Here is a 14924-nt window from a genome sequence, read left to right as displayed (position 1 = left end):
TTATTTAGGTAAGCCGAAGCGGCGGCTCGGCAAGCCCGGCTATATCGAGTTGCACTGAAAAGAGCGCGCCAGCGTCAGGCTCTTGGGCAAGCTGATCTGGGGTAAAGCCTTCTTGGGCGGTGGTGATAAACAGCGTTTTAAGGTCAGCGCCGGCAAACGCCGGGCAGGAGGGCTGGCTGGTAGGCAGGTCAATACGGCCAATGACTTGACCTTGTGCATTTAAGCGCACTACTTGTCCGGCGCCCCAGAGGGCCAGCCATAGACAGCCTTGGCTATCCATCACGGCGCCGTCCGGGTTGCCGGTATGGTTGGAAAAATCAGCAAAAGGGACGGGGTCATCAATGGGCCAGCCCTGATCGTCCAGCGCCCAGCGCATCACCATGCCGGTCGGCGTATCGGTAAAGTAAGCGGCTGCACCATTGGGTGAAAAGCATAGCGCATTGGGAATGGTAAGCCCGGTGCGTAGCTTTTCAAGCTTGCCGCGATGCAGGCGGTAGAGGCTGCCCGCATTAGGCTCGGCCTGCTTGCCCATGCTGGAAAGCCACAGGCTGCCATGGCGATCAACCCGCGCATCATTGCTGCGCGTAACGGGGTTGTCGGCTTCAAAATCGGCAAAGTGGGTGGCTGTGCCGCTATCAGGCTCGAAGCGCGTCAATGAATGCTCACCGACCAGCAGCAGGCCACCATTGTCAAGCGGGGCGGCAAGCGAGACTTTTTGATCCAGCAGGTAATGACCGCTCTCCGCCGTGGCGGGGGAGTGCCAGTGCAGGCGTTTGCCCAGGATATCGCACCAGTAAAGCCGCCCGCTGCTGGCATGCCACTGCGGGCCTTCCCCTAGCTCGCAGCGTGAATCTACGCTAAGTTCGGCCTGCCAGGTGGAGATATTCATGCATTGGCTCCTGCTTTCCAGGCGGCGACCAGCGCCTGTGCCTGTTGGCTTACCTGAGACGCCGTTTGGCCTGGTTTGTATAGCGCGCTGCCTAGCCCGGCGCCATCCACGCCTGCCGCTTGCCAGGTAGCAAAGTTATCGATACCCACGCCGCCCACGGCATACAGCAGCGTGTCGCTGGGTAGCACGGCGCGCACCGCTTTCATGCCCTCAAGGCCTACCTGAACGGCCGGGAAAAGTTTTAGGCCCGTGGCACCAGCCTCCAGCGCATCGAACGCTTCTGAAGGTGTGACAATGCCCGGCCAGCTGGCCATACCCAGTCGATGGGTTTCTTCAATCACGCTGGGGCGGCAGTTGGGCGAGACAATCAGGCGCCCGCCAGCAGCATGCACATCGCGCACCTGCGCGGGCGTGAGTACGGTGCCCGCGCCAATCACCGCTTGCTCGCCAACGGCATCTACCAGGCGGCGAATGCTCTCTAACGGGTCTGGAGAGTTGAGGGGCACTTCAATCTGCGTAATGCCTGCGGCAAGCACCGCGCGAGCAATCTCAACGACTTCATCGGGTGTTACACCGCGTAAAATACCGATTAAAGGTAACGTCATAGCACAATCTCTCCATTATCCGTTAGCATCAAGAAGACGGCCTTAGTGTGGCAGCGCCTGATGGGCAAGCTTAAGGCCTGCCAATACGGCGGTGTCGCCATCCAAATAGTGTGTCTGATAGCCGATAGCATTGAGCGCCATGGTGTAGCGCTGGCAAAGGGCTTGATTGCCTATCAGGGTGATCGGCTCATCGCTTGGGCGTGATTGGCAGGCACCGGATAGCTCAAGGCCGATGGCGAGCCCCGAAAGCCTGGCCGCGAGCACCGCTCCCCGTGTTTTGCCCACAGGCAGCTCGCTGTCGAGTAAATCCTGTGCGCGAAGCCCGAAAAGGCGGCTACTAAACGTTTCGGGCGCAGCGTTGACTTCGCTCACCGCGTCAATAAATGCCGCGCGGCAGGCGGAATCATTTAGCGCATCGCTTCCAATCGAGTGCTTGAGAACCGACTGGGTAGCCAGCAGTTGATAGAGTTCACCCGTAAGGTAGGTGGTGAACTGAGTTATTGCACCCGAGTCCAGGGTCGCCCATTTGGAATGGGTGCCCGGCAGGCAAACAAGGCCGGAAAATTCAGGCGTATCGGCAACCAGGCCCGCAAGCTGGGTCTCTTCGCCGCGCATTACATCGAAATGCCGCGAATCGCTGCGGGTCTGGCTTAATCCGGGCAGCAGATAAACGCGTAGCTGGCTGCCTGTCAGGGTGGGCATGACGGCCCCTTGACTGAGCTGACCCAGCGGGGTGGGCACCGGTAGGTAGGCCGCTTCCTGCCAGCCTTGTCGGGCGCCCGCCATGCCGCAAACCATCACTTCTACCCGGCTGCTTGCAGGCAGCCAGGGGCTAATCAGGTGCAGCAATTCGGCTTCATACTCATCGGGTTTAAGCGAGAGCATGCCTTTATCGCTGCTGCTTTGGGCAATAACGTTGCCTTGCTGATCCATCCCCCAGGCGCGCAGATTGCTCGAGCCCCAGTCAACCGCCACCCAGGCAAGCGGACGGCTCTGCTCGTTAGTCATCTCCGCGGCGCTAGTTTCTATGGAGTTAGCTTTTGTGGAGTTAGCTTTTGTGGAGTTAGTTTCTGTGGATTGCATGGGCTACCACTCCGCAATTGAGCCATCTTCATGGGTCCATACCGGGTTGCGCCAGCGGTGGCCGGTTTTGGCACGCTCTTCCACAAAGGCTTCGTCAATTTCAACGCCCAGGCCCGGGCCTTGGGGAATGGCGCAGAAGCCGTCGGTGATACTCAAGGCCGTTTTATCCACCAGATAATCCAGTACGTCGTTGCCCTGATTGTAGTGAATGCCCATGCTTTGCTCTTGAATAAACGCGTTGTGACTCACGGCATCCAGCTGAAGCGAAGCGGCAAGTGTCAACGGCCCCAGCGGGCAGTGGGGGGCCAGTGCAACATCATAAGCGGAGGCGAGTGCGGCAATTTTCAGCCCCTCGCTGATACCGCCGCAGTGGGAAATATCGGGCTGGATAATATCAATCATACCGTCGGCCAGCAGGTCGCGGAACTGAAAGCGGGTATGCAAGCGCTCACCGGTCGCCAGGGGATAGCCCAGCCCGCCGGCAATATCTTTCAAGCACGGCAGGTGCTCCGGTGCGACGGGTTCCTCGACAAACATGGGATGAAACGGCTCAAGCTCACGCAGTAGCGCCTTGGCCATGGGGCGGTGAACGCGGCCGTGAAAATCGATGCCGATACCCACATCAGGCCCAACGGCATCGCGCGCCTCACGAACCCGGGCCACCGCTTCATCAACCTTGCGGTGCGAGTCGACGATTTGCATTTCAGGCGTGCCGTTCATCTTGAAGGCGGTAAAGCCTTTTTCGACCAGTGCCTTGGCGCCTGCGCCTACATCGCTTGGGCGGTCGCCGCCGGTCCAGGCGTACATACGCATTTTGTCGCGTACCGCGCCGCCTAGTAGCTGGTGGACGGGTACGCCCAGATCACGTCCTTTCAGATCCCAAAGCGCCTGGTCGATACCCGCTATGGCACTCATTAAAATAGGTCCGCCACGATAGAAACCGGCGCGGTAAAGCGTGTTCCAGAGATGTTCGATACGGTGCGGGTCCTGGCCGATCAGGTAGTCGGAAAGCTCATGCACTGCGGCTTCAACCGTGGCCGCGCGACCTTCTATTACCGGTTCGCCCCAGCCGTAGCAGCCTTCATCCGTTTCAATTTTAAGAAATAGCCAGCGTGGCGGTACTTGCCAGGTCTTCAAGCGGGTAATTTTCATGTTTAGCTGTCCTCTTAAAGCGTCATTAGCGAAATAGTTATTTATGAGTTGGTTATTGGCGAATAATTAAGTAATGGGATAGCCATCATTAACTGACAATGCCGAGATCAATAGCGGTACGCCGCAACACCTCGCGGGCGGCAGTCTCGGCGGCGTGAGCATCGCAGGCTTTAATGGCTTCCAGCACGTGGCGATGGCGCGTCAGGCTGTCGTCCAGCGTTTTGATATCGTGCTGTGAGCGGTGCACCAGCGCCATGATAGAAGGGCGCAGTAAATGCCCCATTTGTCGCCAGACCAGGTTGTGGGTGGCGCGGTAAGTGGCGTCATGGAAGGCAACGTCATATTCAGCATGTTGGGCACGGGCGTCAGGATTGCCTGCCGAGCGGCGCATGCCTTCAAAGGCCGCTTCAAGCCGGGCGATATCCTCCGCGCTTGCCGCTTGGGCCGCTAAGCCGGCAACGGTAGGCTCGGCTGAAAAGCGAAACGCGTAAATCGCACGTACCAGTTGAGGGTCAAGGTTTACCAGCCCCGTCATCCACTCACTCATCAGTGGATCAAGCAGGTGCCATTCACCCATCTCACGTACCAGCGTGCCGCGGCCTGCCGTGCGCTCTAAAAGGCCGGTAGCCGTTAAGCTGGCTAACGCATTACGCACCTGGTTGCGGCTAACAACAAAATGTTTGCCTATATCCAGCTCTTTGGGAAACAGGTCACCGGGCTGCCAGTGCCCGGCTAGCAGCGCTCTTGCAAGCAGGCGTGCCAGGTTTTCAGCCCCACCGGGGTGGGAGGGTAAGGCATCTAGCGTCATGGCATGTCTCAGTAAATGACGATCATGCCTAGAGCTTATTAAATGTCTGACATTTTAACAAGCAGACGAAAGTTGGTATGCACAGAGCTGCAAGTGGTTAGGAACAGTTAAGATGAACAGTTGTTATGAACAGCTGTTATGGACGGTTGTTATGAACGGTCGGTCTAGACAGGGCGCTTTAAAGCGCCCGCAGTGCGTCAATATCTGTTTGGGTAGGCAAGGCGGCATAGGCGCCCGGGCGGGTAACGGCGTGCGCGCCGCAGCGGCAGGCTAACGCCACCGCCGCGTTTAAGAAAGCATGATCTTCATGCCAGCCGTGTGCAATTCCATACCGGGAGAGCTCTGCCAGCAGGCCGCCAATAAAGGCATCGCCACCTGCTGTTGTATCGACGGCCTGTACGCTGGGCGGCGCAATGCGCTGTTCGAGGGCGGCGCTTTTGAGCACAACGTCATTCGCGCCGTCAGTAATAAGAATGACCTTTACGCCAGCATCCAGGCGCTTAGCAAGCCACGCATCCTGAGTCTGCTCGCCGCGCAGGTAGTCAAGCTCCTCAAGAGATACCTTAAGCAGCTCGGCAGTGTCTAAAAGCTGGGTCACCAAGCCCGTATCGGCGGCGGCCTCTGCCCATAAGTTATGCCGCAGGTTGGCATCCACGCTAACCAGGCAGCCCGACTGCTTGGCCATTTTTGCCAGAGCAAGAGTGGTTTCGGCAATTTCTGGGTCGGTGAGGCTATTGCTGCATAGGTGAACAATGGCCGGTTTTTCAAATACCCCTGGCGGCAAATGATGTAGGCGGTAGAGCAAGTCGGCAGCCGGTGGGCGGTAGAAATCAAAGGTGCGCTCGCCCTGAGCATCACGTGAGACAAACGCGAGCGCCGTACGGGCTGCTTTGGTCAGCACAACGCCGTGGGTATTGACGCCGTGACTATCAAGTTCGCGAATCAGAAAGTGGCCAAACGTGTCATCGCCCACCATGCCTAAAAAGCGGCTGGGTACTCCCAGGCGGGCACAGGCAACCGCCACATTAGCCGGTGCGCCGCCAGCGTAGGGGGTGAAGGTTTCCTGATGATCGTGTGTATCCCCCAGGCGGCTAGAGAGCATATCGACGAGCGCTTCGCCAAAGGTAATCACAGAAATCATGGGCGTTCCTTGTTGTTATATTAGTTATTAGACGTTTGATTTTAGGTGTTGGCCTGGGTGTTAAAACACTTCTTCGTTGTGCAGCGCTTCAGCCGCGCCCAATAAACCGGTCCAGGGAGCGGTGACGACCCATATGGGGATATCAACGTTATAGGAACCCATGCGACCTTTATCGATAAAAGCGCTGCAGAGTTCGCTTTTCGGCAGCCAGTCCAGCAGGCGGGGAATGATGCCGCCACAAAGATAAACCCCGCCGCGCGCGCCCATGGTTAGCGTTGCGTCGCCACATACATCGCCCAGGATTTTTAGAAACCGCAGCAGCGTCCGGCAAGCGATTTCATCACCCTGGTTGGCGGCCTGAGTGACTTCGGCCGCGGTGGTAAAACCTGACGCTACGCCATCAAGGGCACAGTGCGCGGCATAAAGATCCACGATTCCCTGACCGCACAGCATGCGTTCTACACTTACGCGTGAATAGTGCTTGTGCAGCTCATCAAGCAGCTTACGCTCGTAGGTGTCGGTGGGCGCAAACGTCACGTGGCCGCCTTCCGTAGGTAGCGGGATCCAGGCATGCACCCCTGGAAATACGCCCGCGACCCCCAATCCTGTGCCTGGGCCGATCACCAAACGCGAGGCATGCGCTTGGGTGGTGCCGGCCTTTACTTCCACTAGATCCTGTTCAGGCACGTGGGGAATGCCGAGCGCCTGTGCAGTAAAGTCATTAATGACCTTAAAAAGTGACAGGTTCAGCGCCTGCTGAACCTCGCTTTTTAAAAACTGCCAGTGGTTGTTGGTCATTTTGACCTGCTCGGCGTGTACCGGGCAGGCAAACGCCAAACAGGCCTCGGTGGGCGCGTTATTGCCGGTAGCGCCCACCTGATTTAAGTAGTCTTGAGCAGCTTCAACCACGCCTGGATAGTCGGCGCAGGGCAAATTGATAATCTGCTGGGGGGCCGTTTGCCCCGGGGTTACTAACGCGAAACGAGCGTTAGTTCCCCCGATATCGCCAATGAGAGCGGGTCGGCTCATTGATCCTCCTGCTCGATTTTTTCAAGCTCGCGCGACAGCACTTCGGCTTCGAAGCCGCCAAACACACCGGCGCCTTCTTCGGCTTTGGTCGCCAGGTGGCGGAAGCCGCCAAACAGTTCGCGGCCCATGCCGAAGTGACTGTGTTCAAGATTGACCTGTGCACAGGGGCGGGCATTGAACGTGGCGGCATCCACCAGCACGTTCAGCTCGCCGGTTTCGGCATCCAGGCGCACGATATCGCCATCCTGAAGCTTGGATAACGGCCCGCGATCAACCGCCTCCGGCGTTACATGAATGGCCGCAGGCACTTTGCCCGATGCGCCCGACATACGGCCATCGGTGACCAGGGCAACTTTAAAGCCCTTGTCCTGCAACACGCCCAGAAACGGCGTGAGCTTGTGAAGTTCGGGCATGCCGTTGGCTTTAGGGCCCTGGAAGCGCACCACGACGATCACATCGCGATCCAGCTGGCCGGATTCAAACGCCGCTTTGACCTGGTTTTGGTCATCAAACAGCTGAACCGGCGCTTCTACCACGCGGTGGGCCTGCTTGACGGCGGAAATCTTGATCACGCCCCGACCCAGGTTGCCGTCCAGCACGGTAAGCCCGCCGGTGGGTGAGAAGGGATTGCTGACCGGGCGGAGTACCTCTGAATCAAGGCTTGATTCAGGCCCTTCGCGCCAGGTGAGCTTGCCGTCTTCAAGGAAAGGCTCCTGGGTGTAGGCGCTCATGTCGGTGCCAAACACCGTAGGAATGTCGCCATGCATAAGCCCGGCTTGAAGCAGTTCGCGAATCAGCAGGCTCATGCCGCCGGCCGCCTGGAAGTGGTTCACATCCGCCTGGCCGTTGGGGTAGATACGCGTCATGCTGGGCACTACCGCTGAAAGCTCGGTGAAGTCATCCCAGTTGATGGTAATACCCGCCGCCGCCGCCATGGCGACCAGGTGCAACGTATGGTTGGTAGAGCCGCCGGAGGCCAGCAGGCCGACCATGGCATTGACGATGGCACGTTCGTCGATCTGCTTGTAGAACGGGCGATAGTTGCCGCTCTGCTCGGTATTGCGAATCGCCTGCTCGGTGGCGTAGCGGGTGAGTGCTTCACGCAAAGGTGTGCCGGGGTTAACAAACGACGCGCCGGGCAGGTGCAGGCCCATCATTTCCATCATCAGCTGGTTGGAGTTGGCGGTGCCGTAAAAGGTGCAGGTGCCAGGGCTGTGGTACGACTGGGATTCGGCCTCCAGCAGTTCGTCTCGGCCAACCTTGCCTTCCGCATAGAGCTGGCGCACCCGGGCTTTTTCATCGTTGGGCAGGCCGGTCGTCATCGGCCCGCCAGGCACAAAGATGGCCGGTAGGTGGCCAAAGCGCGCGGCACCAATAAACAGCCCAGGTACAATCTTGTCGCAGATCCCCAGATACAGCGTAGCATCGAACATGTTGTGGGAAAGCGCGACGGCCGTTGCCATGGCAATCACATCGCGCGAGAAAAGCGATAGCTCCATGCCGGGCTGGCCCTGGGTCACGCCGTCGCACATGGCGGGCACGCCGCCGGCAAACTGGGCGGTTGAACCCATGCCCCGGGCGGCTTCTTTAATAACCGCGGGGTAATCTTCAAAGGGCCGGTGGGCTGACAGCATATCGTTATACGACGATACGATCCCCACGTTGGCGCTATTGGTTAACTTGAGGCGGCCTTTATCGGTAGGTACGTCACAACCGGCAAAGCCGTGCGCCAGGTTTCCGCAGGAAAGCTCACCACGGTGCACGCCTTGCTTATGCTGGTCGGCCATATGCGCTTCGTAAAGCGCACGCCGCTGCCGGGAACGCTCGCGTATACGTTGAGTAACCTCGGCGACGGTGGTATTTAACGTAGCAGGTGTTGGGCTCGGCATAAGGACCTCTGCATGATAGAAACGGCACGATTTGTGTAGTTATTTTACATACTAATGCGCGAAATTAAGAGTTTTAAAAGCGTAACAGAACCAATTGCGTAGTTTTATTACTCTATGTTGGTAAAAAAAGTTGGTAAGACAGTTGATAAAAACAGCTGGTAAAGACAGTTGGTAAAAGAACATCTTGCTCAATAAAAGCTAACCACGTGTAGTGCACTTCACGTGATTAGCCCAGCGTAGGCCTCTGAATGAAACCTAGTATAGCGTATGCCGATGCTCTCTCAGGCAATGCCGCCCCATAAGGCTATCGGCTCTCCACTTCGTCGCGTTTGATCTTGAAGAACATCGCATAGAACGTGGGAACGGCGATCAAGGTCAATATAGAGGCAAACAGCAAACCGCCCATGATGGTTACGGCCATGCTGTTGAAGAATGCATCCCATAAAAGCGGAATCATCCCCAGTATCGTCGTGCCCGCGGCCAGAAAGACCGGCCTCAAACGGCTGATGCTGGCATCCACCAGAGCGGTAAAGCGCGCGGTGCCCGTGCGTATCTGTTCATCGATCTCGTCCACCAGGACGATGGCGTTTTTCATCAGCATGCCTGAAAGGCTCAGCATGCCGAGCAATGCGGTAAACGAGAAGGGCAGGCCGGTGATTAAAAGCCCAATCACCACCCCGCATACTGACATGGGCACCACCAGCCATACGATCAGCGGCTGCCTAAGCTTGCCAAACAGCAGAATCGAGGTGAGTACCATGATCAAGAAGCTTACCGGGAGCTGCTCGCCCAACGACGCCTGGGCATCGCCCGAGTTCTCGTGCTCGCCACCCCACTCAAGCGTGTAGCCGGGCGGCAGTTCGATAGCCTCGATTTCCGAGCGCACGGCATCAAATGCCTGGGCGGCGGTATAGCCCTTGTCGGGCTCGGCGCCGACCGTCAGGGTCCGCACGCGGTTGCGCCGCTCAATCAGCGCTTCCTCTGCGCGTATTTCAAAATCGTCGACCACCTGGGTAATCGGCACGAACTGCTGCTGTGCCTCGCTGTAGATCTGGCGGTCGCGTAAAAGCGCCACATCATCGCGCTCGGCCTGGGGGGCGCGTGCGATGATTGGAATCAAGTGCTCGCCCTCGCGGTAGGTGCCCGCGCGAATGCCGGAGGAGGCGAACTGCAGTGTCTGGGCGATATCTTCGCGGGTAACGCCGGCAATACGCGCGCGCTGCTCGTTGATGATCGGCGCCACGACCAACTCCTGCTGGCGCCAGTCGATACGTTCATCGATCAACAGCGGGTTGGCGGCCATGCGCCGGCGGGCCTCGTTACCCAGCTCACGCAACACCTCGGCCGAGGGGCCCTGAAAGCGTGCTTCAATATCCGCGCCGTCGCCGGGGCCAAACTGTAGCCGCTGAGTGCGTACCTGGGCGTTGGGATAGCGCTCGTTGAGCTCCTTGTAGAACTCCCGGTCGAGCGCGTCGATGGCATCCAGCTCGTTGGTGCGAATGATGAACTGCGCGTAGCCGGTATTGGGCTGCTCCGGGGAGTAGGTAAGCATGAAGCGCGTCGCTCCCCGGCCCACGAAGCTTGCCACGGACACCACATCCTCGTGTTCGAGAATATATGCCTCGATCTCGCCAACATCACGAATCGTCGCGCGGATATCCGTGCCCTGGGGCAACTCGTAATTGATAAAGAAAAGCGGCGTACTGGAGTCTGGAAAGAACGACTGCGGCACCAATGTGAATGCCCACATGCACACCCCGGTGAGTACCACCAGAGCCGTCACGGTGATAATGCGCAGTTTAAGCGCCGCCAGCAGCAGCATCCGGTAGGTGCGATAGACAATCCCGCCGTAGCCGCGGTCTTCGTTGTCTTCGTCGCGCTGTTCGCTGCTTTCCTCGCCTGGGTCTTTTTCTTGGTCTTGGTCTTGCTCTTCGTCTTGGTCTTGCTCTTCGTCTTCGTCTTCCTCTTCACCTTTCTTGCGCAGCAGAAAGTAGCCAAACAGTGGGGTCACGGTCAGTGCCAGCAGCCAGCTCAGCATTAATGAAACGAGAATGACGATAAACAGGGAGAACATGAATTCCCCGGTCACATCGCTTGAGAGGCCAATGCCGGCGAAAGCCATGATGCCGATCAGCGTGGCACCCAAGAGCGGTATCTGGGTGCGTTTGGCGGCAGCGCTTGCCGCGCGCTTGGCCTTCATGCCGCGCTTGATATTGGTGACCATGCCTTCGGCCACCACGATGGAGTTATCCACCAGCATGCCCATGGCGATGATCAGCGCGCCCAGCGATATGCGCTCCATCTCGATATTGAAAATACCCATCACAAACAGCGTGCCCAGCACGGTCAGCAGCAGCGTACTGCCGACCACTACGCCGACCTTCCAGCCCATGACCAGACACAACACCGCGATCACGATGGTCACCGACATGGCCAAGTTGATCAGAAAGTCGTTGATGGCGTCGTTGACCACGTTGTGCTGCTCGTAAAGCGGATGCAGCTCCACGCCGAGAGGAATCCGGCTTTGCAGCTGCTCCATGCGTGCTTCAACCGCCTCGCCGATTTCGATGATGTTTTCAGTGGCGATACCGGCGATGCCCAGCGTAAACGCGGGCTCGCCGTTGTAGTGCATGATGTGGTCGGGAATATCGGACGGCTGACGGTAGATCGTCGCGATATCGGCAAGCGCGACCTGCTCAGTGGTGCCGGGTCGGCCGATGCGGATGGATTCCAGAAGCGTCGTGCTATCGATATTGGAACGCGCCACCAGGCGCACCTGCCGATCGCCCGCTCTGAGCGTGCCGGCATCTTCCACGGCGTTCTCGGTCTGGATGGTGTTGATGACCTGATCGATGGGAATGCCCAGCGTCGTCAGCCGCTCATTGGAGATATCGATGTAGATGCTCTCTTCGCGCTCACCTGCGGTGGTCACCCGGGCTACTCCCGGTACGGCCAGTATTTCGCGCTGAAGAAAGGTCGAGATATCGCGTACTTCCCGGGCGGAGAACCCTTCGGCCGTGACGGCGTAAAACAGTCCGTATACCTCGCCAAAGTCGTCGTTCACCTGAGATGCAAGAGCCCCCTGTGGCAAGTCAGACTGGGCATCGTTGACCTTGCTGCGTAGCTCGTCCCAGATCTGGGGCAGCTGGTCGCTGCCGTAGTTGTCCTGGATCTCGACCTGAATCTCCGAGCGGCCCGGCAGCGATTTGGAGTCGAGCACGTCGAGCTGCTCCATCTCTTGAATCGCGCGCTCCAGGCGCTCGGTAACCTCTTCTTCCACCTCTTCGGCGGTTGCGCCGGGGTAGGGGGTATTGATGATGGCGTAAGGAATGGTAAAGGAGGGGTCTTCGAGTTTGCCAACGGTATTGAATCCCCAGATGCCACCCAGCAGGCAGATCACCACAATCAGCCACGTATTGATCGGTTTCTCGATCGAACGTTTTGCAATATCCATGCGGCCCCCTTAAAGCGCGGCGTCGAGCGGTTTGACCTGCATGCCATCGCGCAGCAGATGAACGCCGGTGGCCACCACTCTCGAGCCAGCCTCAAGGCCTGCGGTAATCATCACCTGATCATCGACCATTTCGCCCACGTTGACGCGCTGCGGGGCCACCGTGCCTTCGTCTGGATCAAACACCCATACCCGAAACTCGCCCTCAGCGTCGTTATCCAGGGCGCTGCTGGGCAGGGTGATCAAAGGGCTATCGATCTGTGCTTCCGGTTGGATGTAGACCGTGGCGGTAGTGCCGGGCAGGGCAATAATGCCATTACCCGCCGGAGCGAACGCGACCTCGAACGTCTGGGCAACGTCATCGGGCTCGGTGACGTGCTCGCGGTACTCAAGCGGAATGCGCTGGCCTGGGAGGGTGGCAATCTCCGCCTCGGCGCTGAAGTGTCGGCCGTTCTCCAGGTGCTGCATCAATGCCTGGGGCACATTGAAGCGAATGCGCAGTTCTGAAACGTCCTGAATGCGCACGACTTCGGTGTTGGGTGGGACAGTGGTGTATTTCTCGACCAGACGCCGGGCGATCAGCGCATCAAACGGGGCGTGAAGCGTGGTGTAGGCGAGTTCCTGGCGAGCGCTGTCGAGCTGGGTTTCGGCGCGTTCGGCCTCGGCAATGGCGGCATCGAGCGCTGCCTGGGAAACCGCCCCCTGAGCGCGTAGGTTGCGCTGGCGGTTCAGGTTGCGCCGGGCCTGCTCATACTCGGCTTCAGCGGCGCGCACCTGTAGTGCGTAGTCGGTCTGGTCCAATTGGGCGATCAGCTCACCCTGGGGTATTACCGCCCCCTGTACGGCGGGAAATTCGGTGATCCGTCCGCCGACCTGAAAGGCGTAGTTCACCGTGCTTCGTGCATCGACCCGGCCCACGAAACGGCGTCCAGGGTAAACCGCTTGCTGGCTTGCCTCTACTAGCTTGACTACCTGTGCGGGGCGCTCTTGCCGCTCTTCGTCGTCACCGCAGCCGGCCATTATCAACGGTGCAATAAGTAAAAAGATCCCTAAAAAAACCGGCTTCATGCGCTGCCTCCCTGCAAGCGGTTAACATGTCCCAATGGTGTTATTACGTCAGCCACCTACTATAGTTTGTGGCTGAAAATCCAGTTGGCGGCTAGAAAATCTAGTTAGTGGCTGGAAATATAGTAGGTGGCTGAAAAAAGGCGAACAGTCGTTTAAATTTTTAATTGAGAGTAACACTTAAGCGAAATCAATAAAGGCGCACAGGTAAGCCAATAAAAAGCAAGGAGAATTAATGAAGAAGGGATGCACAAAAAACCGTTGGACGGGCATCGCGCTGGCGCTACTTCTCAGTGGTTGTGCGGTGGGGCCGGACTACCAGGCGCCAGAACTCGAGCTACCTGAAACCTGGCCTGAGCATATCGAGCTTAGCCAAACCGAGCGCATGGATTGGCGCAACTGGTGGCGCCAATTCGATGACCCGGCGCTCACCGCGCTTGTGGAGCGCGCCACCCAGGATAATCTGGAGCTTGCCGTTCAACTGGCACGAATTCAGGAGGCGCGCGCCCAGCTCGGCTTTGCCGATGCCGAACGGTTTCCAAGCGTTGGGTATCAGTTGGAGGCCAACCGCGAGCGCACGCCCGGTGCCTCCATTCCGATCGACATCGAGCCGGTGCAGGATCTGATCACCTCGACCAGTAATCAGTTTTCTCTGGCGGGAAGCCTTGAGTACGAGTTTGACCTGTGGGGGCGGCTTGCCCGTCAGCGCGAAGCGGCGCTGGCCACGTTCAGCGAAAGTCTGTTTGCCCGGGACGCCGCCGAAATCGGGGTGATTGCCGATGTGGTCACCACCTATTTTGACCTCAAGAGCGCCCAGTACCAGCAGGATATTCTGGAGCAGACCGAAGCCACCTACGAAGAAACCTACCGCCTGCAGAAGCTGCGTTATGACGTGGGCGATATCAGCGAGCTTGCTTTTCGTCAGGCCGAGGCCGAGTGGCGAGGCGTGCGTACCGAGCTTCCCCAAGTGAAACAGCAGGTGGAAACCCTGAAAGGGGCGCTGGCGATTCTGGTGGGGCTCACCCCACGTGAACTGATGAGCGAGCTCGATTACGGCGATACGCATCTGGTGGAAATTGCCGAACCCCAGCGGCTACCGCGCCTTCTGCCCTCGGAACTGATTCAGCGCCGTCCGGACATTCGTGCTGCCGAGGCCACGCTGATCGCTGCCAATGCCGGGGTAGGCGTGGCTGAAGCCGCCCGGCTTCCCTCGATCAACCTCAACGCCTCCATTGCCAGCGTGGCCGCTGATACCAGCGACCTGTTCACCGACAACGCGAGCGCCTGGGGTTTGGGGGCATCGATTGTCGGCCCGCTACTGGATTTCGGCCGCAGCCGCGCCAATGTGGAGATTTCGCGATCCCAAGTGGAACAGGCCGATGCCCAGTACCGGCTGACCGTACTCACCGCTTTTAACGAAGTGCGCGATGCATTGAACAACTTCGAACTGACCGATCAGCGTGTCGAAGCCGTGGACGCGCAGCTTGCCGCGGTCTCGCGCGCCCGCGATCTGGCGGTGCTGATGCACGACCAGGGCCAGACCAGCATGCTCGAACGTCTGGATGCCGAACGCTCGCTGCTCTCAGCCAAGCTTGATCGCGCAGAGGTGCAAAGCGAGCGCTTGACCGCCGTGGCCACGCTGTTCAAGGCGCTGGGTGGGGGCTGGAAGGAAAGCACCTCAACCGCCGGAGAAGAGACGATCTAACCGCCCTTCGCATGGCTTGCCTCAGTGAAAGAGCCACCCGCCATGGCGCAAGTTTTGATACTATTTGCGCCTTTCGTCGCGGTTGACCTTTATCCTGCCCTGGAGCC

General features: G+C 58.6%; 11 protein-coding genes. 1 reads left to right on the top strand and 10 read right to left on the bottom strand.

The features are described 5' to 3' along the window. Positions 1–4: 4 nt before the first annotated feature. The 10 genes from ACT3XD_RS14365 to ACT3XD_RS14320 form a co-directional block, all read right to left on the bottom strand. Positions 5–889, bottom strand: a complete 885-nt coding sequence (locus ACT3XD_RS14365) for an SMP-30/gluconolactonase/LRE family protein (protein ID WP_192539100.1) — start codon at positions 887–889, stop codon at positions 5–7. Further along, positions 886–1494 carry a 2-dehydro-3-deoxy-6-phosphogalactonate aldolase gene (locus ACT3XD_RS14360; protein ID WP_192539099.1) on the bottom strand — a complete coding sequence of 203 codons (609 nt, stop codon included), beginning with the start codon at positions 1492–1494 and terminating at the stop codon, positions 886–888. Before ACT3XD_RS14360 ends, ACT3XD_RS14365 begins: the two co-directional genes overlap by 4 nt. A gap of 42 nt (positions 1495–1536) precedes the next feature. Next, positions 1537–2502, bottom strand: coding sequence for a 2-dehydro-3-deoxygalactonokinase (locus ACT3XD_RS14355; protein ID WP_192539098.1), 966 nt, complete (start codon positions 2500–2502; stop codon positions 1537–1539). 78 nt (positions 2503–2580) lie between these two features. Next, the gene (gene dgoD / locus ACT3XD_RS14350) at positions 2581–3729 is read right to left on the bottom strand and encodes a galactonate dehydratase (protein WP_018917422.1); all 1149 of its coding nucleotides are present in this window, start codon (positions 3727–3729) and stop codon (positions 2581–2583) included. An 88-nt stretch (positions 3730–3817) separates the two neighbouring features. Further along, a complete protein-coding gene (locus tag ACT3XD_RS14345; RefSeq protein WP_192539097.1) occupies positions 3818–4537 on the bottom strand; it encodes a FadR/GntR family transcriptional regulator in 720 nt (239 codons plus the stop codon). Between the two features lie 178 nt (positions 4538–4715). Beyond that, the gene (locus tag ACT3XD_RS14340; protein ID WP_192539096.1) at positions 4716–5678 is read right to left on the bottom strand and encodes a carbohydrate kinase family protein; all 963 of its coding nucleotides are present in this window, start codon (positions 5676–5678) and stop codon (positions 4716–4718) included. A 60-nt stretch (positions 5679–5738) separates the two neighbouring features. Then, positions 5739–6707, bottom strand: coding sequence for a glucokinase (gene glk, locus ACT3XD_RS14335; protein WP_192539095.1), 969 nt, complete (start codon positions 6705–6707; stop codon positions 5739–5741). Further along, positions 6704–8596, bottom strand: coding sequence for a phosphogluconate dehydratase (gene edd, locus ACT3XD_RS14330; protein WP_192539094.1), 1893 nt, complete (start codon positions 8594–8596; stop codon positions 6704–6706). The genes glk and edd overlap by 4 nt, the downstream gene beginning before the upstream one ends. 304 nt (positions 8597–8900) lie before the next feature. Beyond that, positions 8901–12050, bottom strand: a complete 3150-nt coding sequence (locus ACT3XD_RS14325) for an efflux RND transporter permease subunit (RefSeq protein WP_192539093.1) — start codon at positions 12048–12050, stop codon at positions 8901–8903. 9 nt (positions 12051–12059) lie between these two features. Next, positions 12060–13115, bottom strand: coding sequence for an efflux RND transporter periplasmic adaptor subunit (locus ACT3XD_RS14320; protein WP_192539092.1), 1056 nt, complete (start codon positions 13113–13115; stop codon positions 12060–12062). A 232-nt stretch (positions 13116–13347) separates the two neighbouring features. On the opposite strand from ACT3XD_RS14320, the gene ACT3XD_RS14315 reads away from it, so the two are divergent. Continuing rightward, positions 13348–14817, top strand: coding sequence for an efflux transporter outer membrane subunit (locus ACT3XD_RS14315; protein WP_192539091.1), 1470 nt, complete (start codon positions 13348–13350; stop codon positions 14815–14817). The last annotated feature ends 107 nt before the right edge of the window (positions 14818–14924 follow it).

Origin of the sequence: Halomonas sp. AOP7-B1-5 (assembly GCF_052353045.1) — a bacterium.
GTDB lineage: Bacteria > Pseudomonadota > Gammaproteobacteria > Pseudomonadales > Halomonadaceae > Vreelandella > Vreelandella colorata.
Note: the sequence above shows the minus strand (reverse complement) of the source record. Positions and strands in the feature narration are given on the sequence as shown.

Bases quoted from the DNA above. Each gene is read 5' to 3' on its own strand.
- edd (WP_192539094.1), bottom strand. From the start codon at position 8,596: ATGCCGAGCCCAACACCTGCTACGTTAAATACCACCGTCGCCGAGGTT.
- ACT3XD_RS14355 (WP_192539098.1), bottom strand. From the start codon at position 2,502: ATGACTAACGAGCAGAGCCGTCCGCTTGCCTGGGTGGCGGTTGACTGG.
- glk (WP_192539095.1), bottom strand. From the start codon at position 6,707: ATGAGCCGACCCGCTCTCATTGGCGATATCGGGGGAACTAACGCTCGT.
- dgoD (WP_018917422.1), bottom strand. From the start codon at position 3,729: ATGAAAATTACCCGCTTGAAGACCTGGCAAGTACCGCCACGCTGGCTA.
- ACT3XD_RS14360 (WP_192539099.1), bottom strand. From the start codon at position 1,494: ATGACGTTACCTTTAATCGGTATTTTACGCGGTGTAACACCCGATGAA.
- ACT3XD_RS14345 (WP_192539097.1), bottom strand. From the start codon at position 4,537: ATGACGCTAGATGCCTTACCCTCCCACCCCGGTGGGGCTGAAAACCTG.
- ACT3XD_RS14365 (WP_192539100.1), bottom strand. From the start codon at position 889: ATGAATATCTCCACCTGGCAGGCCGAACTTAGCGTAGATTCACGCTGC.
- ACT3XD_RS14325 (WP_192539093.1), bottom strand. From the start codon at position 12,050: ATGGATATTGCAAAACGTTCGATCGAGAAACCGATCAATACGTGGCTG.
- ACT3XD_RS14340 (WP_192539096.1), bottom strand. From the start codon at position 5,678: ATGATTTCTGTGATTACCTTTGGCGAAGCGCTCGTCGATATGCTCTCT.
- ACT3XD_RS14315 (WP_192539091.1), top strand. From the start codon at position 13,348: ATGAAGAAGGGATGCACAAAAAACCGTTGGACGGGCATCGCGCTGGCG.
- ACT3XD_RS14320 (WP_192539092.1), bottom strand. From the start codon at position 13,115: ATGAAGCCGGTTTTTTTAGGGATCTTTTTACTTATTGCACCGTTGATA.